Source organism: Aeromonas sp. S18(2024), from assembly GCF_041402525.1.
GTDB classification, from domain to species: domain Bacteria; phylum Pseudomonadota; class Gammaproteobacteria; order Enterobacterales; family Aeromonadaceae; genus Aeromonas; species Aeromonas enteropelogenes.
Genome location: NZ_JBGLQV010000014.1, coordinates 75,686 through 99,378, shown reverse-complemented (window position 1 = coordinate 99,378; position 23,693 = coordinate 75,686). Strand labels below are relative to the sequence as shown.

Annotated in this window: 22 protein-coding genes and 2 tRNA genes; 14 read left to right on the top strand and 10 right to left on the bottom strand. The window is 62.5% G+C overall.

Annotated elements, in window-relative coordinates; genetic code table 11:
* Positions 1–387: 387 nt before the first annotated feature.
* Positions 388–3,819, bottom strand: a complete 3,432-nt coding sequence (locus ACB034_RS19035; RefSeq protein ID WP_371173497.1) for an ATP-binding protein — start codon at positions 3,817–3,819, stop codon at positions 388–390.
* A gap of 249 nt (positions 3,820–4,068) precedes the next feature.
* On the opposite strand from ACB034_RS19035, the gene ACB034_RS19030 reads away from it, so the two are divergent.
* Together ACB034_RS19030 and ACB034_RS19025 are read left to right on the top strand one after the other, a co-directional pair.
* Positions 4,069–4,144, top strand: a tRNA-Gly gene (locus ACB034_RS19030).
* A gap of 57 nt (positions 4,145–4,201) precedes the next feature.
* Positions 4,202–4,275, top strand: a tRNA-Cys gene (locus ACB034_RS19025).
* Positions 4,276–4,327: 52 nt separating this feature from the next.
* Here ACB034_RS19025 and ACB034_RS19020 read toward each other — a convergent pair.
* A complete protein-coding gene (locus ACB034_RS19020; RefSeq protein WP_026457176.1) occupies positions 4,328–4,621 on the bottom strand; it encodes a hypothetical protein in 294 nt (97 codons plus the stop codon).
* 213 nt (positions 4,622–4,834) lie between these two features.
* On the opposite strand from ACB034_RS19020, the gene ACB034_RS19015 reads away from it, so the two are divergent.
* From ACB034_RS19015 to ACB034_RS18970, 10 genes are all read left to right on the top strand, one after another.
* A complete protein-coding gene (locus ACB034_RS19015; RefSeq protein WP_124238236.1) occupies positions 4,835–5,035 on the top strand; it encodes a YbfA family protein in 201 nt (66 codons plus the stop codon).
* Positions 5,036–5,257: 222 nt separating this feature from the next.
* Positions 5,258–5,590 (top strand): DUF6506 family protein, encoded by a 333-nt coding sequence (locus ACB034_RS19010; RefSeq protein ID WP_371173496.1) that lies wholly within the window; start codon positions 5,258–5,260, stop codon positions 5,588–5,590.
* Between the two features lie 18 nt (positions 5,591–5,608).
* A complete protein-coding gene (locus ACB034_RS19005) occupies positions 5,609–6,421 on the top strand; it encodes a helix-turn-helix domain-containing protein (protein ID WP_371173495.1) in 813 nt (270 codons plus the stop codon).
* Between the two features lie 374 nt (positions 6,422–6,795).
* Complete coding sequence (locus tag ACB034_RS19000) at positions 6,796–7,059, top strand: DUF2282 domain-containing protein (RefSeq protein WP_026457179.1); 264 nt, start codon at positions 6,796–6,798, stop codon at positions 7,057–7,059.
* 64 nt (positions 7,060–7,123) lie between these two features.
* The gene (locus ACB034_RS18995) at positions 7,124–7,972 is read left to right on the top strand and encodes a DUF692 domain-containing protein (protein ID WP_371173494.1); all 849 of its coding nucleotides are present in this window, start codon (positions 7,124–7,126) and stop codon (positions 7,970–7,972) included.
* Entirely contained in the window at positions 7,965–8,717 is a 753-nt protein-coding gene (locus ACB034_RS18990; RefSeq protein ID WP_371173493.1) for a putative DNA-binding domain-containing protein, read from the top strand. Before ACB034_RS18995 ends, ACB034_RS18990 begins: the two co-directional genes overlap by 8 nt.
* Positions 8,714–9,157, top strand: a complete 444-nt coding sequence (locus ACB034_RS18985) for a DoxX family protein (protein ID WP_061475584.1) — start codon at positions 8,714–8,716, stop codon at positions 9,155–9,157. The genes ACB034_RS18990 and ACB034_RS18985 overlap by 4 nt, the downstream gene beginning before the upstream one ends.
* A gap of 106 nt (positions 9,158–9,263) precedes the next feature.
* Positions 9,264–9,731, top strand: a complete 468-nt coding sequence (locus tag ACB034_RS18980) for a GNAT family N-acetyltransferase (RefSeq protein WP_371173492.1) — start codon at positions 9,264–9,266, stop codon at positions 9,729–9,731.
* Positions 9,732–9,908: 177 nt separating this feature from the next.
* The gene (locus ACB034_RS18975; RefSeq protein WP_371173491.1) at positions 9,909–11,204 is read left to right on the top strand and encodes a methyl-accepting chemotaxis protein; all 1,296 of its coding nucleotides are present in this window, start codon (positions 9,909–9,911) and stop codon (positions 11,202–11,204) included.
* A 151-nt stretch (positions 11,205–11,355) separates the two neighbouring features.
* Complete coding sequence (locus ACB034_RS18970) at positions 11,356–11,910, top strand: DUF3332 domain-containing protein (RefSeq protein WP_371173490.1); 555 nt, start codon at positions 11,356–11,358, stop codon at positions 11,908–11,910.
* Between the two features lie 76 nt (positions 11,911–11,986).
* Here the strand turns inward: ACB034_RS18970 and ACB034_RS18965 are convergent, their stop codons facing one another.
* The 6 genes from ACB034_RS18965 to ACB034_RS18940 all read right to left on the bottom strand — a co-directional run bounded on the left by ACB034_RS18965 (position 11,987) and on the right by ACB034_RS18940 (position 17,794).
* Positions 11,987–13,045 (bottom strand): FUSC family protein, encoded by a 1,059-nt coding sequence (locus ACB034_RS18965; protein ID WP_371173489.1) that lies wholly within the window; start codon positions 13,043–13,045, stop codon positions 11,987–11,989.
* A 64-nt stretch (positions 13,046–13,109) separates the two neighbouring features.
* Positions 13,110–14,855, bottom strand: coding sequence for a bifunctional molybdopterin-guanine dinucleotide biosynthesis adaptor protein MobB/molybdopterin molybdotransferase MoeA (locus ACB034_RS18960; protein WP_371173488.1), 1,746 nt, complete (start codon positions 14,853–14,855; stop codon positions 13,110–13,112).
* Positions 14,852–15,496, bottom strand: a complete 645-nt coding sequence (gene mobA / locus ACB034_RS18955) for a molybdenum cofactor guanylyltransferase MobA (RefSeq protein ID WP_026458233.1) — start codon at positions 15,494–15,496, stop codon at positions 14,852–14,854. The genes ACB034_RS18960 and mobA overlap by 4 nt, the downstream gene beginning before the upstream one ends.
* The gene (locus ACB034_RS18950) at positions 15,468–16,163 is read right to left on the bottom strand and encodes an energy-coupling factor ABC transporter ATP-binding protein (RefSeq protein WP_026458232.1); all 696 of its coding nucleotides are present in this window, start codon (positions 16,161–16,163) and stop codon (positions 15,468–15,470) included. The genes mobA and ACB034_RS18950 overlap by 29 nt, the downstream gene beginning before the upstream one ends.
* A gap of 43 nt (positions 16,164–16,206) precedes the next feature.
* Positions 16,207–16,908 (bottom strand): ABC transporter permease, encoded by a 702-nt coding sequence (locus ACB034_RS18945; RefSeq protein ID WP_042024799.1) that lies wholly within the window; start codon positions 16,906–16,908, stop codon positions 16,207–16,209.
* Between the two features lie 55 nt (positions 16,909–16,963).
* Positions 16,964–17,794, bottom strand: coding sequence for a substrate-binding domain-containing protein (locus ACB034_RS18940; RefSeq protein WP_026457780.1), 831 nt, complete (start codon positions 17,792–17,794; stop codon positions 16,964–16,966).
* 251 nt (positions 17,795–18,045) lie between these two features.
* Between ACB034_RS18940 and ACB034_RS18935 the strand changes: the two genes are divergently transcribed.
* Positions 18,046–19,404: a sigma-54 dependent transcriptional regulator gene (locus ACB034_RS18935; protein WP_026457779.1), complete on the top strand. Its 1,359-nt coding sequence runs from the start codon at positions 18,046–18,048 to the stop codon at positions 19,402–19,404.
* Between the two features lie 25 nt (positions 19,405–19,429).
* A complete protein-coding gene (locus ACB034_RS18930) occupies positions 19,430–21,583 on the top strand; it encodes a cache domain-containing protein (protein ID WP_371173487.1) in 2,154 nt (717 codons plus the stop codon).
* Between the two features lie 89 nt (positions 21,584–21,672).
* Here the strand turns inward: ACB034_RS18930 and ACB034_RS18925 are convergent, their stop codons facing one another.
* Both ACB034_RS18925 and ACB034_RS18920 read right to left on the bottom strand, forming a co-directional pair.
* Positions 21,673–22,539, bottom strand: a complete 867-nt coding sequence (locus tag ACB034_RS18925) for a helix-turn-helix transcriptional regulator (RefSeq protein ID WP_026458090.1) — start codon at positions 22,537–22,539, stop codon at positions 21,673–21,675.
* A gap of 76 nt (positions 22,540–22,615) precedes the next feature.
* Entirely contained in the window at positions 22,616–23,473 is an 858-nt protein-coding gene (locus ACB034_RS18920) for a formate dehydrogenase accessory sulfurtransferase FdhD (protein WP_216992807.1), read from the bottom strand.
* Positions 23,474–23,693 lie beyond the last annotated feature (220 nt).

Here is a 23,693-nt window from a genome sequence, read left to right as displayed (position 1 = left end):
CCTGAGGGATTCGCCTTGTTTTGTGTGAGCACCGGCTTCGCATGCTGAGGAAGTCGGCCCTCCATGTTGGTCGGGCTGTGCACCCTTGTCGTTCTGTTTTCCAACGCTCTTAGCAAAACAGAGTTAACAGGAAAACAACAACTATTGATTTCGTCGTTTTCGTAAAAATTGACGGGGTTACGTCAATTTCGTCAAAACACGTTTTTATCTGATTAATATCATATGGTTATGTTATTTGGTTTCGCGTAAAAAGTGCCCGTTGCCAGACCAGTTATGACAATTTTGTGAATTGGATCCGCTCGCTGTGGCGGCGTGGACAGAACCTTTAATTTGTGCAAAAAAGAAACGGGATGGGCCGGTGTGAGCCGGCTCACATCCCGTCTTCCATCACTGCTTGCGATTGGCCAGCTGGCGCAGGGTCTGGGCGCTGTGCTGCAGCTGCTGGCGCTGCTGTTCGTTCAGCGGGCAGTGCCCCAGCACGAATTCCGTGGTGGCGACCACCGTCTTCCAGCGCGGGGATTTGGGCAGGGTATCCAGGCTCAGATACTTGTCGAGGGTACGGGTCTGCGGGCTGGATCTGTCCATGTAGACTCGCCACAGCTTGCTCTTCTCCGCCAGCACTATCTTGCCCTTGCCGGTGCCCTGCTGCCAGGCGTCCAGCGTCAGCTGCATGGTCTCGACCAGGGCGCGGCGCAGGGGTTCGTCATCCTGCTGACGAATAAGGTTGTCCGCCAGGGAGCGGAACTCGCCGCCGAGCCGGCTCAGCTCGCCGAGCAGTTGATCGTCCTCGATGATGGCCTGGCGTGACAGGTTCTTGAGGGCGTTTTCCAGCGCCATCACCCGGTTGTCATCCTGGCGCTGGCCTGTGCTGAGGGTGAGGGCGATGGCCGCCTGTCCTCCCAGACTGATGGGCAGGGCGCGGGCGTTGAGCCTGTCCTCGACCCCCGCCACCAGGAAGGTCAGGTCCCGCTCGCCGGCCGGTTCCGGCCACTGCTGCTTGAGCGGGCTGGCGAGCCACTCGTCGAGGGCGTGCCCCTCCATGGCCTCGGGCTCCTGGCCCAGCAAGCCGGCCAGCACCCGGGAGGCAAACAGCACTATGCCTTGCTGGTCGATGAAGATCATGGGGTCGGCCCCTTCCCCGAGCAGGGTCAGCAGCCGTTGCTGATCCTGATGGAGCCGCTCCTGCAGGGTGAGGCGGTGCTCTATCTCCTGCTTGAGCAGGCGGTTCTCCACCAGGGAGGCGCGCCCCGCCTTGGCCTCCAGCAGCGCCTTGACCCGGGCGAACAGCTCCTCCTTGCAGAAGGGTTTGACCAGATAGTCGTTGGCCCCGGCGCCAAACCCCTCTTCGATATCCTTGGGCTGGTTGAGGGCGGTGAGCAGCAGCACCGGCAGCTTGTCCTTCGGGTGCTGCTCTCGCAGCCGGCGGCAGACATCGAAGCCGGAGAGGGTGGGCATCATCACGTCGAGCAGCACCAGATCGACCGGCTCCCGGGCCAGCTTGGCCAGCGCGTCGTGGCCATCGCCGCTCGGCAGGATGCGGTAGCCGCAGGGCTGCAGCAGGTGGCGCAGGATGTGCAGGTTGATGGGCTCGTCGTCCACCACCAGGATGAGGGGGGCATCCTGCGGGGGCGGGGGCAGATCCTCGCTATCCCACTCAGGCAGGATCAGGGGCTGCTGGCGCACCAGCTGGTGCTCAATCTGGCGATTGCCCTGCAGCTGGCCGGCGGTCTGGCCGATGGCCAGCGGCAGAGTAAAGGAGAAGGTGGAGCCGACGCTTGGCTCGCTTTCTACCAACAGTTCTCCGCCCATCAAATGCACCAGCTGGCGGGTGATGGAGAGGCCAAGGCCGGCCCCCTGCTTGCCTGCCTCCGGGCTCATCTGCACCAGCGGCTCGAAGATGTGTTCCAGATGTTCCGGTGCGATGCCGATGCCGGTATCGGTCACCTTGATGCGCAGCATCTGCTCCTCGACGACCGCACTCAGCACCACCTTGCCCTGAGGCGTGTATTTGATGGCGTTGCCCACCAGGTTGTAGAGCACCTGTTCGAGGCGCTGTTCGTCGGCCAGCACAGGTGGCAGCTCGGCGGGGCTGATGTCCACCAGGGTGAGGGGCTTGGCCTGCACCAGGTGCTGGCAGAGATCCAGCACCAGCCGGATGACCCCTTTCGAGGAGACGGGCTGGGGGTGGATCTCCAGCTGGCCATAGCGCATCTGGTGGTAGTCGAGCAGATCGTCCACCAGTCGGGCCAGGCCGTCGGCGCTTTTGATGATGAGGCGAAGCTGTTTCTGCTGGCCTTCGGTCAAATCCTGCTGGCTGGCGAGCATGGATTCCGCCATCCCCTTGATGCCGTGAATGGGGGTGCGCAGCTCGTGGGAGGTGTTGGCCAGCAGCTCATCCTTCAGCTTGTCGGCCTGCTGCAGGCTGAGGTTCTGCTTGTGGGTCAGCTTGACCTGCTGCTGCAACTCCTGGGTTTGCCGCTCGATGAGCTCGATTTTCTCCTTGACCGAACGCTGCATGTGGCGAAACGACTGGGCCAGCCGATCGATGTCATCGTCGGTGCGGGCGATGGTAATGGGGTGATCCAGGGCGCCATCGGCCACCTGCTCTGCCGCCGCAGTGAGAGAGCGTAGCGGCGCCGTGATGGAGTGGGAGAGCCAGCGGGAGAAGAGGATGAGCAGCAGCAGGGAACCCGCTCCCAACAGGACCACCAGTGCTTCGAGCTGGCGGATGGGGGCATAGGCTTCCCGGGTCGAAATCTCGGCGATAAAGGCCCACTCGGTATCGAATACCTTCACCTGGGTGTAGGCGGCCAGCACCTCGTCTTCATGGTAGGAGAGAAACTGGCCAACTCCCTGCTCGCCGGAGAGGGCCTTGGTGACGAGGGGGGTCTGCAGTGGCCGGAAGTGGGGGCTGAAGCTGTTCTCGACGCTGAACTCGGGGGCCAGCCAGGCATCGGCGCGCATCCGTTTGTCGGGGCCGATGAGGATGGTCTCACCGGTCTCCCCCAGCCCTTCCCGCTCCGCCATGATCTGGTTGAGCTTGTCCGGCAGCAGCTCGAAGATCACCACGCCACGCACATAGTCGTACTGCATCACGGGGGCAGCCAGGTAGGCGACCACCTGGCCGGTCAGCTCGTTGCGACCAAAATCGGTGAACTCGAAGATCTGCTGCGGCTTCTGGCCGCCGTCGAGGCGACGCTTGATCTTGGCGAAGGTCTGGCCGAGGCCGCTGCCCTGATAGAGACCGGAGAGCAGATTGGTGGCGAAGTTGACCTGTTTGGTGACCGAATAGACCACATCACCATTGAGGTCCACCAGAAAGATGTCGCTGTAGTCGGACTTGCGCACCATGTCGGCATAGCCGCGGTGAAAGCGCTGGTGGACCCGGCCATACATCTCGTCGGCCAGGATCAGGGCGCTGATGGAGGGCTCGGTATTGACCTTGGGGTCCGGTTTTTGCAGTTGATCCCAGGATCCGGGCACATAACGGGACTGGGCCCGGGTACGCGCCTCCTGGGAGCTGGTGCCCAGCTTTTCGAAGGCGCCGGTAAAGCCGTAGAAGCGGCCGATACTGTTGCCCGCGAAGTCCTGCTGGGAGAAGTTGATGATCTGCTCTTTGAGGTTTTTGAAGTAATCCTCGAGCTGACTCTTCTTGATGTTGCGAACGGAGACCAGATGGTTGGAGGTCTGGGTGGTGAGATCCTTGCCGTGGCTGTAGAGGAAGAAGAGAGTGATGACCAGGAAGGGCACCATGCCCAACATGAAAAAAGCCAGCATTAACCGCGGTCTGAGTCCACGCAGCGTGAAGATCCATTTCATCTTGTGATTTTCAATTGAGAATCCGGTTACTAAGCTGTGCCAGTCTCGAATGAAAGCATAATCATTTCAATGGCTTTATCCCAAATTCGCTTGTCTGGTCACAGCCTGACGGGGAAAATTTCAGCAACCCGTTTAAACCCTGAGCAAACAGTCGCGGGCGGGGTTAAAAGTGCGAAAAAAGGGTTGTGCTGACGCTCGGGGTACGTATAATGCGCCTCGTTGTCAGGCAACTGGCAATAAAGCAGTGACGCGGGAATAGCTCAGTTGGTAGAGCACGACCTTGCCAAGGTCGGGGTCGCGAGTTCGAGTCTCGTTTCCCGCTCCAATCTTCCATCGCACCAACGATGGATATCATTTTCAAGACAATCAGTCTTGTCAGCATGGCGCGTTAGCAAAGCGGTTATGCAGCGGATTGCAAATCCGTTTAGTCCGGTTCGACTCCGGAACGTGCCTCCATCTTCTTCCTGTCTTATCTTTATCGCACCATGCCGCGATAATCGATCCAAGCTCAATACCCTTGTTGCATCAGCAGCTGTTCGCAGCCCATCTGCTTCCACTCGCGCTGCAGGTAGTGAGTCACCTCCGTCATATCCTGTCCCCGATATTGAAACTGTATGTCTGCCCTGTGCGCATCTATATCCGCCATTCGCTGTTTCAGGGTGCCGCATTGCCATACGCTGACGGCGGGAGCGCCCTTGTAGGCGAGCTCGATGGCATCATCCCGGTTCAGTTGCCAGTCCTGCCACTCTGACCAGAGCAAGATGCCCATGATCCCAATCATCACCACTTCTGCGGGTTTCATCGTGCCAACTCCATTTTGACGACCAGCATATTAACTCTGGTCAAGGGTGGCCGTTTTGTCAGCTTTTGTTGCTTTTAGGTTAAACAATGTAACTTAATTTCAATTTGTCATTTATGGTGCATTAATTGAGAAAAAATGAGCAAATTGATGTAGTAATCCTACAAATTGTGGAGTAATCTTTACCCAGTGGTCTTACCAGTGAGGTGTCATATCATGTTTCATCCTTATTCCCTGACTCAGATTATTCTTCGTCGCACCTATGTGCTGCTGGTTGGCATCCTGGCGTTTCCCGTGATGTTGTTTCGTCGCGATCGTGCGCGCTTTTACAGCTATCTGCACCGGATCTGGAGCAAAACCAGCACCAAGCCGGTATGGCTCAAGATGAGTGAGCGGGGCAACCGGATCTTCTACTAAGGCCCCACCTTGATGACAAAAGAGACAGCTTCGGCTGTCTTTTTTGCATTTATGGCCTCTGGAAGCGCAAATAGCCTCCAAAAGGGTGAAATGAGGTCTGTATGGCGCCCTTGAAGCGTTTGGATCTATGTCTGGTAGAGGTGGGCGAGTGGCGCAGCGGTACAATCCGGCCTGCGGGATCTTGGATAGAGTGGCGACTCATTCATCCGAGGAGCTTTTTATATGTCCGATATTTTCAAGGCCGCATTCATCTTTGTCGCCCCGGGGGCGGATCCTGCCGAGCACACCTCCTGGGTCAAGACGGATAAGGTCCATGTGAAGACGATCGCCGTGCCCGACTACCAACGAGGCTGTGAACTGCTCGATGAGCTCTATCGGGAGGGGATCCGGGCGGTGGAGCTGTGCGCCGGGTTCGGCCACCTGGGGGTTGCTGGTATGGTCAAGGCGGCGGCAGGGCGCATGGAGATCGGCGTGGTGCGCTTCGATCGCCATCCCTGTCTCAATCATGTCAGCGGTGATACCCTCTTCCTGTCCGCGTCTGAACCGAGCCAGTGAGAAACATCGCCTTCCATTATGCAGTGCCGTAAATTTCAGCCCGCTCCCGATCTGGCTCCCTGGCTGGCGCAAGGTTGGGAGTGGCGCCTTGACCAACACCAGCCGATGCCGGAGATCTTCCCCGGCACCGGGGCCGAGATCCTGTTCAATCTGGGGGATCCCCTCACCATCACGAGCCTCTCGCCGTCAAGCTTGCTCCGCACAGTTGTCGTGGCCACGGGGGCGGCCGTGTTGCTCTGCCCGCGGCATGTGCGACTACGCTTTGCCGCCCATGGTCAAATTCATCTGCTGGGGCTGCGGCTGCGCTCTTCGGCCTGCTTCGACCTGTTTGGCGTGCCTATGGAGCATCTTTGCGATCAGGTGCTGTCGCTCGATGAGCTGGGGATTGTTGCCCCTGAGGTTGAACCCTTGGTGGAGCAGGGGCATGGGGCTCTGGGCCACTGGCTACGCCAGCGAGTCGCAAGGCGCTTGGAGCGGGATCTTGCGCTGGTGCGAGCCATAGAGCGGCTCTATTACGGCACGCCGGCGACCGAGTTGCAGCAGCAACTGGGGATGAGCCCGCGCACCTTTCAGCGGCGGTTGCGCAACCATGTCGGGGTGGATGCCCGCTATTTTCTGCGCACCGCCCGCTTTCAAAGAGCGCTGCGCCAGCTGCTATCGGGCGCTCCGTCGCTCGATACCCTGCTGGAGCAGGGGTATTGCGATCAGCCCCATTTCATCAAGAGCTGTCACTTCTTTACCGGGCGCTCGCCCGGGCAACTGCTCACCCCGGAACACAAGCGTCTCAACCACTACAACCCGCAGGTAAACCGGCTGGCCGGTTATCTTTGAAAGCGCTGATCGTTCGGCGCTTTCCCGTATGTTTCATCTTGCCCGTTCGTTTTACCTTGTGACCTTGTCGCCTCTATTTTTATTGTGCTTGCCAGGATGTGCTGGCAGACCCGTTTTGGGATGGCCGGGGATGCAGCCCTATTTACCTTCCCGGTGGTAATGCCAGCACCTTGGGTGCCGCTTTCTTGTGAACGGCCCAGAGTAATGAAAAGTCAGCATATTCCTTTTAAAACAGCGTGTTGCTTATTGTGTTTTTTGTAGATGTCTTTGTTTTGCATTTTTTTTGAAATCTTTTGCCCGCCACGCCGGTTCTATTGCAGGTAACCGGTCACGACAGGCTGGAGACATCACACTCAACAACAAGGAATAGCAACATGAACGTTAAAAAAAGCACTGCCATTGCCTCTGCCATGACTGGCTTGCTGGTACTCGGAACCCAGTTCATCGCGGCCCCGGCGATGGCGGCCGAGGCAAAGGAGAAATGCTACGGCGTGGTCAAGGCCAGCAAGAATGATTGCGCCACCAAGACCAGTTCTTGCGCCGGTACGGCCAAGGAAGACGCCATGGGTGATGCCTTCGTGGTGATGCCAAAAGGGCTGTGCGAGAAGCTGGTCGGCGGTTCGCTGCAACCCAAGTAAGCGCCATGCGGCAGGGGGCTTCGGCCCCCTGCGTTTTCTCTGGCAGGTGAAAGCGAGTGTTGCCATGAATCCTTTGATTGGAATCGGATTGAGAACCCCCCATTACGACGGGATCCGGCAGACACTGCCGGCAGTCGGCTGGCTGGAGGTTCACAGTGAAAACTACTTCGAGCGCCACAGCCACGGCTTTCAGGTACTAAGCGAGCTAGCTGGGCACTATCCTGTCAGTCTGCACGGGGTTGGCATGTCCCTGGGCTCGGCCGACCCGCTCGACCGGCGCCACCTTGAGCAGCTTGCAGAGCTGGCTGCGATCATCAAGCCGGTCAGGGTGTCCGAGCATCTGAGCTGGGGCAGCATAGACGGGCGTTATTTCAATGACTTGCTGCCAGTGCCCTATACCCGAGAGGCGCTGGCCAGGATGAGCGACAAGATCCAGCAGGTGCAGCAGACCCTGGGCTGCCAGCTGCTCATCGAGAACCCTTCTTCCTACCTGCAACTGGCGGGCGAGATGAGCGAATGGACGTTTCTGGCCGAGCTGCAGCGGCGCAGCGGCTGCGGCATCCTGCTCGATCTCAACAATCTCTACGTCAGTGCCTTCAACCACGGCTTTTCCTGTGACGACTACCTGGCGGCCATCGACCTCGACACAGTGGGCGAGATCCACCTGGCCGGGTTTACCGAGAAAAAGCTGCCCGAGGGCTCTCTTTACATAGATACCCACAGCGCCCCCGTGGTTGCCCCGGTCTGGGAACTTTACCGCGATATCTGCCGCCAGCGGGCCATTCCCACCCTGATCGAATGGGATCTGGCAATCCCGCCGCTGCCGCAATTGTTGGCAGAGGCCCAACGGGCCAGCGACATACTGGCGCAGGCGCAAACCGTGACGGCCGCCCGGGAGGTGTGTCATGGCTGAGCTGGCGCAGGTGCAACAGCTGTTCGCCGAGGGCCTGCTGGGGGAGGCGGAGGGGATTGCGCCCCATATCTCGTCGCGGCTCTTTTCGGCCGAGTCGGTACTGCAGGTTTATCGCAACCACTTCATCCTGAGCCTTGGCGAGGTGCTCGCCAGCAGCTACCCCGCGGTCAAGGCCATGGTGGGGGAGGAGTTCTTTGCCGCCGCTGCCCGCGGTTTCGTGCTGGCCGAGCCGCTGGAGGAGGGAAGCGTGATGCACTATGGCGCCGGTTTTGCCGACTGGCTGGCCGCCCTGCCGACCACAGCGGCCCTGCCCTGGCTCGGGGAACTGGCCCGTTTCGAGTGGTTGCTGGAGCGGGGGAGTCTGCTCCCGCTCGACTTCCGCAGCTGGCCCGCCGACCGTATCGCCAGCCTGAGTGAGCACGACTGGGAGAGGCTGGTGTGCCTGCCCGCCAGTGATCTGCTGCTGATGGCGAGCGATTATCCGGTGCTGGAGCTCTGGCAGATGGCCATTCATGAGGGGGCCGAGGTGACTGCGCTCGATGCGCCGGCCTGGCTGGCGCTCAAGAAGCAGCCTGACTGCCGGGTGATGCCGCTGTTGCTGGCCGCCGGTGAGTGGTCCCTGCTGCAGGGCTGCCTCACGGGCCGGCGGCTGATTGAGCTGCTCGAAGAGGATCCCGGGGCGAGCGAACATCTGGCTCGCCTGATCACCCTTGGTTTGCTGGTCGATGTGGAGGTGTTGCCATGATGGCAAACAAATGGATGCCGATCGCGCTGGGCGATCGGGAGTTACCCGGCTGGCTGATCGGTGTCGTGTTGTTGCTGGCCAGATGCTGGGTGGCCCTGGTGTTTTTCAATGCCGGCTGGCTCAAGCTGACGAGCTGGGACTCCACCCTCTATCTGTTCGAATTCGAGTACCAGGTGCCTCTGCTGCCCTGGTTGTGGGCGGCCTGGCTGGGCACGGCGGCGGAGCTGGTGCTGCCGCTGTTTCTGCTGGCCGGCCTGCTGACTCGTCCGGTTGCCCTGCTGCTGTCTGGCTTCAACATCATGGCGGTGATCTCCTATCCGGCCTTGTGGGCCGGGGGCTTTCACGATCACCAGTTGTGGGGCTGGATGTTGCTGACGCTGGTGATCTGGGGGGGCGGCAGCCTGAGCCTGGATAGCTGGCTGAGCAGACGCAGGGGGTGACCCTTCTCACAATTCTGCCATGACAAAGGGCGCCATCAGGCGCTCTTTGTCATGATGGCGCGGGCGCAAGAGGCGGCAGGCAAGATCGGGTGGCAAGGAGAAAGAGATGAACATTCGTCAGGCAAGAGCGGCGGACATTCCCGCTTTGGTGAGGCTGCGCATGGCGCTGTTTTGCGAGGTGGGGGAGCTCATCTCACCCGACGCGGATCCTTCTCTCTTTCACGCCACCCTGGATTATTTCACCCGTGTCAGTGAGGAGGGGAGCGCCCTCTCCTGGGTAGCGGAGTTCGATCATCAGATAGTGGCCGCCGGCACCCTGGCGCTGTTTGTGCGCCCGCCCTATCCCGGCAATCTGGCGGGCAGGGAGGCTTATCTGCTCAACATGTACACCCTGCCAGCGTGGCGAGCGCGGGGGATCGCCACCGCTCTGCTCGACGCCATGACGGCCCATGCCCGGGCAATGGGGCTTGGCAAGGTGTGGCTGCATGCCAGCGATGCCGGGCGTCCTCTCTACGAGCGGATCGGTTTTGTTGCCAATCCGGCCTATATGGAGTGGCAATCGCCCGCAATATGAGGTATCAAGCTCCCCCTTGTTTCCCGTGGCGCTGACGGTTGGCATGACCTCGCAGGCAAGGTAGCGGGGTGAGGGGGCGACTATGCTGATGGAACAAACTGCCACCCTCTTCTCTATCCATTGCGATATCCACTGAGTGGTTTGGCCGGGTGGGGCCAGTCTGGAGGATAATTTTCGATGTTCAATAGCAAACTGAAAGCCGAGCTGCAGCAGTGCCGGGAGCAGCTGCTGGAGCAGCAGGGATTTTTCGAGGCGGTGCATGGCAGCGTGGCCACCATCACCTTCACGCCGGACGGCACTGTGCTGGCGGCCAACGATCTCTTTCTCGACGTGATGGGTTTTGCCGAGTCAGAAGTGGTCGGTCAGCATCACAAGATGTTTTGCGATAGTCACTATGCCCAAAGTACCGAATACCAGCAGTTCTGGGCTGATCTCAAGCAGGGGCGCACCCGCTCCGGGGTATTTATGCGCCTCAACCGGCGGGGCGAGCCGGTGTGGCTGGAGGCGACCTATTTTCCGGTCAAACTGCGGGGTGTCGTGACCCGGGTGATCAAGATCGCCAGTGACGTGACCGAGCAGCAACTGAAGTTGCAGAGCCAACAGGCGGTGGCGTCGGCCCTCGAGCGCTCCATGGCTGTCATCGAGTTCTCCCCGCAAGGGGAGGTGCTGACTGCCAACAGCAACTTCCTGCACACCATGGGCTATACCCTGGCGCAGCTCAAGGGCAAGCATCACAGCCTCTTCTGCGACGATGCGTTCTTGCGCGAGCAGCCCCATTTCTGGGATGAGCTGGGCCGTGGCCAGTTCAAGTCCGGCCTCTTCTGCCGCCTCAACAGCCAGGGTGACAAGGTGTGGCTGGAGGCAACCTACAACCCGATCCTGGACGAGCGGCGCAAGGTGGTGAAAGTGATCAAGTTTGCCAGCGATATCACGGAGCGGATCAACAAGAGTCACGCCGTGCGCGAGGCCACCATGCTGGCCCATGATGCGGCGCACGAGACCCTGAGCTGTGCCGAGCGGGGAGCGAGCCTGCTCTCTGGGGTAGTCGATACCTCCAACCTGATCGCCAGCCAGCTGGCTCACAGCATAGAGCTCATCAATCGGCTCAACGAGCAGTCGCGCAGCATAGAGGCCATCGTCGCCACCATCAGCAGCATTGCCGATCAGACCAATCTGCTGGCCCTCAACGCGGCCATCGAGGCGGCCCGGGCCGGGGATCAGGGGCGAGGCTTTGCCGTGGTAGCCGACGAGGTTCGCCAGTTGGCGGCGCGCACCTCTCTCTCGACCGACGAGATTGCCAAGGTGGTGCAGAACAACCGCGATCTGACCAGCCGGGTCACCGCCGAGATGAGCGGGGTGGCCGACAGCGCTGAACTTGGCAAGCAGCAAGTCAGCGAGGTCAACCAGGTGATGAGCGAGATCCGCCGGGAGGCGAACAACGTCTCCCGCACCGTCTCGGATCTCGCCATCTGATCCCGTTTCCGGATTGAGGGCTGGCCAAAAAAACATCGGTCAGCCCCTCAATCTGAACGCCTCCTGTATCGCCTCCTGATTGAGAATTGTCCTCCTGTCATGGCTTGATTAGGCTTGCGCCCTCATTAATCCGGAGCAGGAGAAGCACAAGATGGCGTTACAACGCAAAGGGCGGGCAATGGCCCTGTTGGCAGTGATTGCAACCATGGGGCTGAGTGGCTGCATGGGGCAGATGGGTCTATCCAGCATGGTGACCAAGGGCAACCTGAGTGTGGTGGATAACCGCTACGGCCGTGCCGGCGTCTTCATCCTGCTCTCCCCTGTCTATGGTCTGGCGGCCACCGCCGATCTGTTCGTGTTCAACACCATCGAATTCTGGACCGGCAAGAACCCCATCACCGGCAAGTCGCCGGCCCTGGTGGATCAGAAGCTGGATGCGGTGATCAAGGTGAACCAGCATCTGGACTCCTCCCTCAAGACGGTGCCGCTGGCCATGCTGCCGCAAGGGGTGAGCGAGGTGGAGATAAGCTATCTGGACGAGACCACCGCCCAGATGGAGGTGCACTATCTGGATGGTCGCAGCAGCATGATGCGCGGTGAAAAGCGCGGCGAGCAGTTGGATATCTACTTCGATGGCCGCCTGGTGTCGACCCTGAACCAGGCCGAGCTGGAGAAGATGAGCGCCGCCCAGAAAGCCGCCGCCTGATCCCGGCGCGAGCCGACAAGCGGGCACCTGGCCCGACAAAAAACGCCCCGCTGTTGCGGGGCGTTTTGCATGGTGACTAGCGGGTTTGCTTGCGGTGGGGCGGGGTGAGGATCAGCCCCAACAGGCGGCGCAGATGGGTGAGCTGTTCGGTCAGCTGGACATTGAGCCAGAGGTAGCCATTGATGGCTGCTTCGTCGTTGGCGGGCAGGGCTATCTCGCGAGCCACCTGGTGCAACCGGGCGATGGCGGCCTCGGCGCCGCGGCCATCGCCGCTTTTCACCATCAGGGAGAGCTGGTGGAGCACCTCCTCGGTGGCCTGGTGACAGGTCTGCAGCTGGGCCGTGCTCTGCATCAGAAAGTGGCTCTGGCGATCGTTCCAGTAGGTGTTGGCCAGCATCTCCAGGGTGCAGAGCAGGTTGCGCATGCTGGTCTGCACCGCCTCGAACAGCGGGGCACCGAGGCGGGTCTCCTTGGCCGCCGGAGCCAGCAGGGGGCGCAGCCCGACCATGGTGGCCAGCAGCTTGGAGTGACTCTGCTTGAGCCTGGGTCGCTCCAGCACGTTGGGGGAGAGGTGGGTGTGATAGAGGCGACCGGATTGCTGCAGGATCTGGTGCATCTGCAGCCGCCAGTGGCTGTAGGCGCGCTGGGGGTAGATGCTGCAAAACAGCAGCGCCAGCAGGGAGCCGAGCACCACATCGCCACTGCGCCACAGGGCGGTCTGGATCTCCCCCGGCTGGGCCCCGATGGTAACCGCCAGGGTGATGCCGATGAGCAGTCCCACATAGGGGCGCTTGCCCAGCGCCAGAAAGCCACACAGGAACATGATGGCGCCGCACCAGGCCAGGGTCAGCGGCAGGGAGTAGATCTCCAGATAGAGCGCCACCACCCCGCAGCTGGCGCCGAAGATGGTGCCGATAACCCGCTGCAGGGCGCGGGCCAGTACATTGCCCCAAAAGGAGATGGGTCCCATCACCACCACCAGGGTGATGAGGGGCCAGGTGCTTTCGGGCAGTTCCAGCTCGCGGGTCAGCAGGAAGGTGAGCATGAAGGCGAGCGCGATGCGCAGGCCGTGGACGATGCGATAGTGGCCATAGACCAGGATGTCGAGGCGGGAGAGGGGAGTATCAAGACGCACTGTCAGTCTCGTATCAGGTTGGTGGCGGGGCCCGGCTCCTCCCTGCTGCGGGCCCCGCAATTGTTCAGGCCAGTCGGCCCTGGAGCGGGTGGATCCAGACCCGTTCCCCGATGGCAATCCCGGGTTGGGAAGGCACGATTTCGATGAGGCAGTTGGCATCGCTCATGGAGCTCAGGATGCCTGAGCCCTGGGGCCCTGTGGTGCGCACCCGAAGCTCTCCGTTGCCATCCTGATGGAAGACGCCGCGCAGGAACTCGGTACGCCCCGGGCGGCTTTTCATCCGCTCGCTCGCCAGGGCCGACAGGCGCAGCGGTTGCCAGCTGCGCCCCTGCAGGCGGGCGATGGCGGGCTCGACAAACTGCAGGAAGCAGATCATGGCGGCTACCGGGTTGCCCGGCAGGCCGAAGAAGGGGGTATCCCCCAGCTTGCCAAAGGCCAGCGGGCGGCCGGGGCGCATCTGGATGCGCCAAAAATCAATGTGGCCGAGCTCTGCCAGCACCCCCTTGATGTAGTCGGCGTTGCCCACCGAGACGCCCCCCGAGCTCAGCACCAGATCGGCGCTGGCGGCCGCCTCGGCGAGGCGCTGGCGCAGCACGGCCTGATCATCGGGGATGATGCCAAGATCCATCACCTCACAGCCGGCGCCGCGAATGAGCGCCATCAGGGTGAAGCGGTTGCTGTCAAAGATGTGGCCGGGAGCGAGCGTTTCGCCCGGGGCCTGCACCTCGTCCCCGGTACTGAACAGGGCGACCTTGAGGGGCGTGCGTACCGGCAGGGCTGCCTGACCCAGGGAGGCCGCGAGCCCGAGCTGGGGGGCGCCGAGGCGGGTACCGGCCGGGATGGCGACGGCCCCTTTGGCCAGATCCTCTCCGGCCTGGCGTACGTTCTGCCCCGCCTTGATGGGGGCCTGAATGGTGACCCAGCCATCGGCCATCACCGTCTCTTCGCGCATCACCACGGTGTCGACTCCGGGAGGCACGGGGGCGCCCGTCATGATCTGCACCGCCTGACCCGCCAGCACCGGCTCGTGGCGCTGCTGGCCTGCCAGCACTTCCCCCACCAGTTGCCAGCGGCCGGCGGCGAGATCGTCACTGCGCAGCCCCACCCCGTCCATCGCCGAGTTGGCGTGGGGCGGCACATTGATGGGGCTCACCAGATCGGTGGCCAGCACGGCACCGTGGCACTGCGCCAGCGGCGTGAGGGTGCAGCCACTGCTCGGCGTCAGGGCCGCCAGTATGGTGTCGCGGGCGGCCTCGACTGACAGGAAGCCGTTGCCGGCACTCTGCTCCCTGGTCTGGCAGCCTGCCAGGTAGTCGCAGACGAAGTCGGCGATGGCATCGAGATCATTGATGTCGAGCCTGGGCAGGGGGGTGTCTGTCGGCTGATCGCTTGCCACGGCGATGATGTCCCTGTCGTCGGGGAACAGCAGGGGCTTGCCGATCGCAGCCCGGTGCAGCTCTATCTTGGGGAAATGCTCGTGTTTGAACCCTTCCACCAGCAACAGATCGAGGCTGGTCTGGTCGAAACTGGCCAGTAGCTCGCGAAAATCGGCCTCTGCCAGCTCGGTCTCAATAATGCGTGCATGGCGGCGGCGGGAGGCGACCATCATCTGGTTGGCCCCTGCCTTGCGCAGGCGATAGCTGTCCTTGCCCGGCTGATCGATATCGAAGTCGTGGTGGGCGTGCTTGAGCACCCCGAGGCGCAGGCCCCGTGCCACCAGCAGGGGGATCAGCTGTTCCAGCAAGGTGGTCTTGCCGGTCCCGCTCCAGGCGGCGAAGCCAAGCAGGGGGAGGGTTGGGGCTGGGGTCATTGGGCGGCTCCTTGTTGGGATTCGGTGGCCGGGGTTAGCAGGCGCGTCTCGTAGGCGGCCAGTTCGGCCGGGCTGTTGAGGTTGATGAAGGCATCCGGCTGATCGGCAAAGCTCACCACCGCCATCTGGTGGCGAGCGAACCAGATATCTATCTTGCGCTCCCCCTCGGCCAGGGCCTGGCTGAGGGAGGGGAGCAGGGATTTGTGCAGCAGCGCCACCACAGGTTGCAGCCAGTCGCCGTCATGGGCCACCACCAGTTCGGTGGTCGGGGTGAGGGCGGCGCGAAAGCGGCTCATCAGATCAAGGGGCAGGGCGGGGCCATCGCAGGGGACGAACAGCACCCAGTCGTGACGGGCGGCGGCGAGGCCCACCTGCATGCCCGCCAGCGGGCCCAGATAGTCGTCGTTGTCATCGCTGATGACGGGGGCCAGCGCCTGATAGCGGGGCTGGTTGCGGTTGGCGTTGATCAGGATCTCGTCGACCTGGGGGCGCAGCCGGCACAACACGTGGTCGATGAGGGGACGGCCCGCCAGCTGGACCCATCCCTTGTCTTCGCCCCCCATGCGGGTGGCGCGGCCACCGGCCAGGATCACGGCCGAAACGGGGAAGGGGTCAGAGTGGGGTTCGCTTCTTGAAGTCATGTCGCTCGATGATTTTTAAAGGGGTGGTCTCTTGCAGTTGACCGCGAGCGAGAGTCCACTCTCGCTCGCACAGATCGGTCAGGGCGTTGCTCTGGTGGCTGATGACCACCAGGCCGCAGCCATGTTCCCGCAGATCTTGCGCCAATGCGGCCATCAGGGCAACCGAATGTGTGTCCAGGTTGGCGGTGGGTTCATCCATCAGCAAAAAGGCAGGCTGCAGCGCCCAGGCCCGGGCCATGGCCAGACGCTGGCGCTCGCCGCCGGAGAGGATGCTGATGTGCTCACGGGCCAGCCCTTCCAGCTCGACCCGGCGCAGCGCCTCGAACACCCGGATCTCGCTCTCCGCCTGCTTGCCAAGCGCCCATGCGATGTTGTCGTGCACGCTGCGATCGAACATGTAGGGGGTCTGGTGCAGATAGGTGACCCGGCCGGGGCCCACGTCCCGCTTGAGCAGCTGGTTGAGCCGGCGCTGCCAGCGGCCGGGCAGGTTGGTGTGGCCCCGGGTGGGGCGCAGCAGGCCGGCCAGGATCTTGAGCAAGGTGGTCTTGCCCACGCCGTTGGCGCCGTGCAGCCAGATGGTGTCCCCGCGGGCGATGGTGAGCCGCTCGATCTCGAACAGCTGGCGTTCGCCAAAGCACATGGAAAGGTGATGGGCGGTCAGGGCCATGGGCGGGCTCCGTCAGCGGTCAGCAACAAGGGGATCCTCTTTCTCAATTCTTCAGATAGCTGTGGCCGCGGCAGGCGGTCAGCAGCAGGTTGAGCAACAGCGCCAGACTGAGCAGTACTATGCCGAGCGCCACCCCCTGGGTAAAGGCGCCCTTCTGGGTCTCCAGCGCGATGGCGGTGGGGATGTTGCGGGTAAAGTGGAGAATATTGCCCCCCACCATCATGGAGCAGCCCACTTCGGTGACGATGCGGCTGAAGGCGCCGATCACCGCCGCCAGCAGGCCAAAGCGGCACTCGTGCATCAGGCCGAGCAGTGCCTTGGGCCAGGAGACCCCCAGGGTGAGGGCGGTTTCCCAGGCGCGGCGATCGCTCTGGATAAAGGCGGCGTGGGCCATGGTGGCGATGACGGGGAAGGCGATCAGCATCTGGCCCACTACCATCGCCTGCTGGGTGAACAGCATCTTCCAGTCGCCGAAGGGGCCGGCCCGCGACAGCAGCATGTAAAGCAACAGGCCAATCACCACGGTCGGTACCGATTGCAGGGTATTGATGCAGGAGAGCCAGAGCCAGCGGCCGGGCAGCGGCAGGTAGGCCAGGGCGAAGCCCAGCAGCAGGGCCGGCAGCAGCACCAGCAGCAGGGCGAGCCCGGAGACGGAAAACGAGACCCCCACCACCTGCCACAGTTCGCTATCACCGCTGAACAACAGGGCGAGGGCCGCCAGAGTCGTGTCGAGGAGCGTCGGCATCAGCGCGCTCCCCGACAGGGGGGCAGAGCCCCCCTCATATCACACAGGGAGGTCATCACTTCCCGTTGGCATCGGCCACGAACAGGGCCTGACCGGCCACCTTGAAGTCACCGATCAGCTTCTGGCCATGGTCGGAGACCAGCCAGTTTTGCAGGGCGCGGGCGCCGTCGGTGTTGAGGTCGGGATAACGGGTCGGGTTGACCAGGATCACCTGGTAGGGGTTGAACAGACGCTTGTCCCCTTCCAGCAGCACGGCGAGATCCAGCTTGCTCTGGTAGGCGAGCCAGGTACCGCGGTCGGTCAGGGTGTAGGCGCCAAGCTCGGAGGCCATGGTGAGGGTCGGGCCCATGCCCTGGCCGATGGATTTGTAACCGGCAAACTCGGGTTTGACGTCAGCGGCCTGCCACAGGGTCTTCTCCTTGATGTGGGTGCCGGACTCGTCACCGCGGGAGATGAAGGTCTGGCCCTTCTCCTTGATGGCCTGCAGTCCCTTGGCGGCATCCTTGATCTGACCCAGACCCGCCGGATCCTTGACCGGACCCACGATGACGAAGTCGTTGTACATCAAAGGGGTTGGATTGATGCCAAAACCGGCATCGACGAAGGCCTTCTCGGCGGAAGGGGCGTGGGTCATCACCAGGTCGGCGTCGCCGTTTTCCCCCATCTTCAGGCTCTGGCCGGTACCGGCGGCCATCACTTGCACCGGGTAGCCGGTCTCGGCAGTGAATTTGGGCAGCAGCCAGCCCAGCAGGCCGGACTGTTCGGTGCTGGTGGTGGTGGCGAGGCGAACCGGCGGTTTCGGGCTCTCGGCCTGGGCGGCCGTAGTCAGCAGCAGGGCGGCGCACAGGGAGAGTGCGGCGCGTTTCAAATTGGCATTCAGGGTCATGGTGATGCAACTCGTTCGGGTGAATGGGTGGCCTCTGACTAGCAAACAGGGTGCCAAACATGTTCCATGCCCCCCTTTTTTCATCTTTTGCTGAGTGAAAACAGCAGTTTATTGTATCTTTTCAGATTATCTGACGGGCGTTATTTACTAATTGGTATTGGTGCTTCGTTCCGGGTAGGACAAAATGTCTCACTCGCGTTCCGACTATCGGGACATTCTCCGACCTTGAGTGCATCTGAGGAATTTTTTTCATGACAGCCCCGCTCAACCGCTGGTCCGCCCTCTCCCTGCTCATCGTGGACGATGAACCCGGCATGCGCAGCTTTCTGGCCAAGGCACTGGCCAAGCGCTTCGCCCAAATCGAGACGGCCGCCAGCGTGGAAGAGGCCGAAGCCCTGCGCAGCCGCCTCCATTTCGATCTCATCATCGCCGATATCCGATTGCCGGGCCGCTCCGGCATCGAGTGGCACGAGGCGGTCGATCCCGGTACCCGCCGCAGCGACATCATCTTCATGACCGGCTTTGGCGACATGGAGACCGCCCTCAAGGCGCTGCGTCTCGGTGCCAGCGATTTCATCCTCAAGCCGTTCAATCTGGAACAGATGATCCAGGCGGTGGACCGGGTGATCGAGCGCCGCCAGATGGAGCGGGAAAATCTGCTGCTGCGCCGGGAGGTGAGCAAGCTCTTTCCCCCCACCCTGATCGGTGACAGCGCCAAAACCTGCGAGCTCAAGACGCTCATTGCCAGAGTGGCCCCCTCCAACGCCGCCGTGCTGGTGGAGGGGGAGTCCGGCACTGGCAAGGAGCTGGTGGCCCGGGCCCTGCACCAGCTATCCGGCCGCATGGGGGCCTTCGTGCCTCTCAACTGTGCCGCCATCGCCCCCGAGTTGCTCGAAAGCGAGCTGTTTGGCCATGTGCAGGGGGCCTTCACCGGTGCCCGCAAGGGGCGCGACGGCCTGTTTAGGGTTGCCCATCAGGGCACCCTCTTTCTCGATGAAATCGGCGAGATGCCGCTCGCCATGCAGGCTTCCCTGCTGCGGGCGCTGGAGCAGAAGGCCATCCGTCCGGTCGGCGCCGAGCGGGAACTCGCGGTGGATGTGCGCATCGTGGCCGCCACCAACCGCAACCTCAAGACAGAGGTGGATGCCGGGCGGTTTCGCGAGGATCTCTTCTACCGCCTCAACGTGGTCGCCCTGCAGGTGGCGCCCCTGCGCGAGCGGATCGACGACATCCCGGCCCTGGTACACCACTTCACTCGCCAGCTCACCGCCGAGATGGGGATGGGGTCGCTGAACTGGACCCACGAGGATGTGGTGGCCATGCAGGCTTATCCCTGGCCCGGCAACGTGCGCGAGCTGCGCAACCTCATCGAACGCTGCCTGTTGCTGGGCAAGCCTCCCGCCGAGTATTGGCGCAGCAGCCAGCCTGACAGTGCCGCCGGCAAGGGGGAAGAGGGGTATCCGCTGGAGTGGCCGCTGGCTGAGGTGGAAAAAGCCCACATCCTGCAGGTGGTGGCAAGCTTTGATGGCAACAAGTCGGCCGCTTCCCGGGTACTGGGGGTGGCGCGCAAGACCCTGGAGCGCAAGTTCAAGGAGTGGGCCATCGAATGATCCCCAAGAGCCGCTGGTGGCTGCCATGAGGTGGTCCCGACTCCCGCGCTGGCTGCGTACCAAGGTGCGCTGGCGCCTGCTGCTGCTTACCTCGGTGCCCATCATGCTTACCCTGGTGGGCCTGATGGGGCTCACCCTCTACTGGACTCTCACCTACAGCTGGCAGAACCTGCTCACCAATGTGCGCGGCGATCTCGGGGTGGCCCATCATGCGGTGCGCGTGCAGCAACAGCGCCAGGCCGAGCACCTGGAGCACCTGCGCGATGCCTGGACTTTCCAGACCAAGCTGCGCCAGAACCCGGCAGAGCTGCAATCCTGGGTGATGCCGCTGGCGGCCAACTACGACCTCGATTTTCTGCACCTGCGCACGGGAACCGAGCTGGATCAGCTGGCCCCGAAACAGCGGGCCACCCTGAGCACAGGGCGCAGCATCAGCCACTTCGTGGTCTGGTCGCGGGAGCAGTTGCTGGCCCACTCGCCGGCCCTGGCCAGCCGCGCCGTGCTGGACAGGGAGTACAGCGCCGCCAACGGCCAGGAGACCCGGGGGCTGGTCAGCCTGACCCTGACGCCCGTGATGGCGCGGGACGGCTCGCTCTGGGCCGTGCTGGAGGGGGGCGAGCTTATCAACGGCAGCACCCGGCTGGTGGACGAGCTCAAGAGCCAGGTGTTTGCCAAAAATACTCTGCCGGAGGGGAGCATAGGCACGGTTACCCTGTTTCTCGGCGATCTGCGGGTCAGCACCAATGTGCCCGCCAGCAGCAGTCGCCAGATAGGGCGGGCGCTCGGCACCCGGGTCTCGGCCCCGGTGCGCGAACAGGTATTGGAGCGGGGGGAGGTGTGGATCGATCGCGCCTTCGTGCACGACGCCTGGTATGTCTCTGGCTATGAGCCGCTGCTGGGGGCCAATGGCGAGCGGATCGGCATGCTCTATGTCGGCTTTCTCGAGTGGCCCTTCATCCGCACCTACTTGACCAACCTGCTGGAGCTTGGCTCCGGCGTGGTGTTGCTGCTGCTAATCTCGGGCCTGTTGGTCTATCGCGGCGCGCGGGATCTGTTCACCCCCATCGAGCGGATGCACCGGGTGGTGCGTCAGGTGCAATATGGCAAGTCGGCCCGGGTGGGGCCGCTGGCGCTCGATCCCGATCACGAGCTGGCCCAGCTGGGACGCCAGTTTGACGCCATGCTGGACCGCCAGGAGGCCCATCAGCAGCAGATGGCCCGCAGTGCCGACGAGCTGGAGCAGAAGGTGGCCGAGCGCACCCGAAGCCTCGAGCAGAAGACTGCTGAGCTGGAGGAGCACATCCATATGCTGACCCAGGCGCGCCAGCAGCTGCTTATCAGCGAGAAACTGGCGGCTCTCGGCGAGTTGTGCGCCGGGGTGGCCCACGAGATCAACAACCCGCTCGCGGTGATCCTCGGCAACGTGGAGTTGATGAAGCTGGAGTTGGGGGAGGCGGCCGAGCCCGTCAGCGAGGAGCTGGCCCTGGTGCTGACCCAGATCGAGCGCATTCGCGCCATCACCCGCAGCCTGTTGCAATACTCCCGCCCCGGCGATTACGAGACGGCGCCGGTGTGGCAGCACCTCAATCCCATCATCGAGGAGAGCCTGACCCTGGTGCGCTCCGCCCTGCGCCAGCAACAGGTGGAGCTGGTGGCCGATCTTCAGGCCCAGCAACCCATAGAGGCGGATCGCCAGCAGCTGCTGCAGGTGTTGATAAACCTGCTGGTCAACGCCAGCCACGCCCTGGGTGAGCGGGGCCAGATCCGGGTAGAGAGCCGCGACTGGCACAGTGAAACGGGCCAGCTGCTGGGGGCCGAGGTGCGGGTCATCGACAACGGCAGCGGTATCGAGGCGGCCATCATGGACAAGATCTTCGACCCCTTCTTCACCACCCGCGCCACCGGTACGGGCCTCGGGCTCGCCCTGAGCCACCGCATCATCAGCCGCTGGGGCGGGGAGCTGTTGGTGGACTCCACCCCGGGTGAGGGGAGCTGCTTTACCATCCGCCTGCATAGCCATGCCCTGCTGCCCGCCGGCCGCGAACCGGCCCAGCTGGAGGGGTGGCGCATCGCGCTGGGAGCGGAAGGGCGTGAGCCCGATATCGCAGGGGACGAGCCGGCGGCAGGGCAGGCAGGTTCACCAGAAGGCGGGCCAAGGGAAGGGCCAAAGGAATGGTAAACACCTTTCACTCCATCAAACAGACGGGCCTGCCAGATTGGCAGGCCCGTTTTCATGGTGGTGGCAAGGGATGACGAAAGCGGATGGCCCTATTGCGGGCTCCACACCAGCTTGCCAGTCTGGGTCAGATCGTAGCCGCCAAGGCGGGAGGCCAGCTCGCGCCCCTCGGGGGATTGCAGCCAGCCGATGAGTTGTTGCAACAGGTTGCGAAAGAAGACCCCCTGCGGCATCACCAGATCGAAACACTCCTGGGAGAGCGGCATAAACTCGAGGCCAAACTCGGTCGCCGTGCTCTGGGCCCCCGGCCCCACGTCGGCATCGCCGCGACTGATGGCGGCTGCCAGCTCCCGCTCGCTGTTGACCTGCACCGTGCTTTCGATCCGGGTCAGGGACTCCCCCTGGGTTTGCAGCCACTCAAACAGGGCCCGCTGGCTGCCGGCCCCCTCCTGACGCAGTGCCCAGCGCCACTCCAGGGTTTCTCTGGCCTCCCTCGGTCTGGCTCCGCGTCGCAGTACCAGCCCCTGGGCGCGGCGAAATCCATGAACGATCACCCATTGGCGATGGCCCTGATACTGCTGCACCAGCGCCGGGTGGCGCAGGTGGGCTTCTTCGGCCTGACCCCAGTGGATGGCGCACAGATCCACATGGCCGCGGGCCAGCATCGCCAGCCCCTGGCGAGTGCCGCAGGGGGTGTACCCCACCAGCGCCTGGGTGCCAAGCTGCTGGGCCAGCCGGCTGCTGGCGTAGTGCAGCAGCACGTCGTCCGAGCCTGCCAGCAGCAGCCGGTCGTTCATCACCCCCTCATGGCAGCTGCCGAGCAGCCAGCGATCCAGCAGGGATCGCGGAAACAGCCACTTGCCGGTGGCCTTGGTGGCGGGGATGCGCGCCTCGTTGGCCAGCTGATAGACCTTCTTCTCGTTGAGATCGAGGTATTCGGCCACCTGCTTGACGTTCATAAACTCATTCATGGTTCAGTCCATCAGCCTGTTCATGGCGGGTAGAAAAGAGGATGTCGCTCATGGTCAGCCGGGCTCAATCTCGCTGGCCACGGCCGGACGGCCCCTGGGGCAGCACCGGCGGTTTGTCATCCAGCACCAGATGCTGCTGGCCGGTAAAGACCTGGAAGTGGCGCCCCTTGGCGCGGGCAATCATGGTGATGCCGAGCTGGCGGGCGAGATCCAGCCCCATCTGGGTGACGCCGGAGCGTGACAGCAGCACAGGAATGCCCATCTGCGCCACCTTGATCACCATCTCGGAGGTGAGCCGCCCCGTGGTGTAGAAGATCTTGTCGGCGCCGCTATCGCCTGACATCCAGAGCTCCCCGGCCAGGGTATCCACTGCATTGTGGCGGCCCACGTCCTCGACAAAGGAGAGGATCTCGGCTCCGCGGCAGAGGGCGCAGCCGTGCACGGCGCCAGCCATCTTGTAGGTTTCGTTATGGGCGGAGAGCGCCTTGAGCAGCGCGTAGAGGGTGCTCTGTTTGAGCTCGGGGGCGGGCAGCACTACCCCTTCGAGTTTTTTCATCACGCTGCCATACATGGTGCCCTGGCCGCAGCCCGAGGTGACCGTCTTCTTCTCGAGAGACTTGTCCAGATCCTCGGCCTGCTGGCTGCTGACCACAGCGGCGGCCTCGCTATCCCAGTCGACAATGACCGATTCGATGGCCGAAATATCCTCGATAAAGCCCTGGTTCTTGAGATAGCCCAGCACCAGCGCTTCGGGGCGGGCCCCCAGCGTCATCAGGGTCACTATCTCCTTCCAGTTGAGATAGACGGTGAGTGGGCGCTCACAGGCGATCTGCTGGGTCTGCAACTCCCCCTGCTCATTCATCACCTCGACGGCCATGGTGAGCTGGGCGGCAGCATTGCTTTTGATAAAGGTCGGTGTCATGGGGCCCTCGTGACCGGTTGCCGGGATCTAAGGAGAGGGATATAGCAAGTTTTGTTCCAAGTTAATGCAGGTGAATTGAGATGATATAAACATGTGCATATTTCGGAGATGAGAGTTTATGTGTGCAAATCGTCATTTCTCTGAAAAAGTAAGTAGACATTCTTTTCATATAAAATCGATAGGGTTAGACTCGACTTAAAAAATTAATTTTAAATTCTAA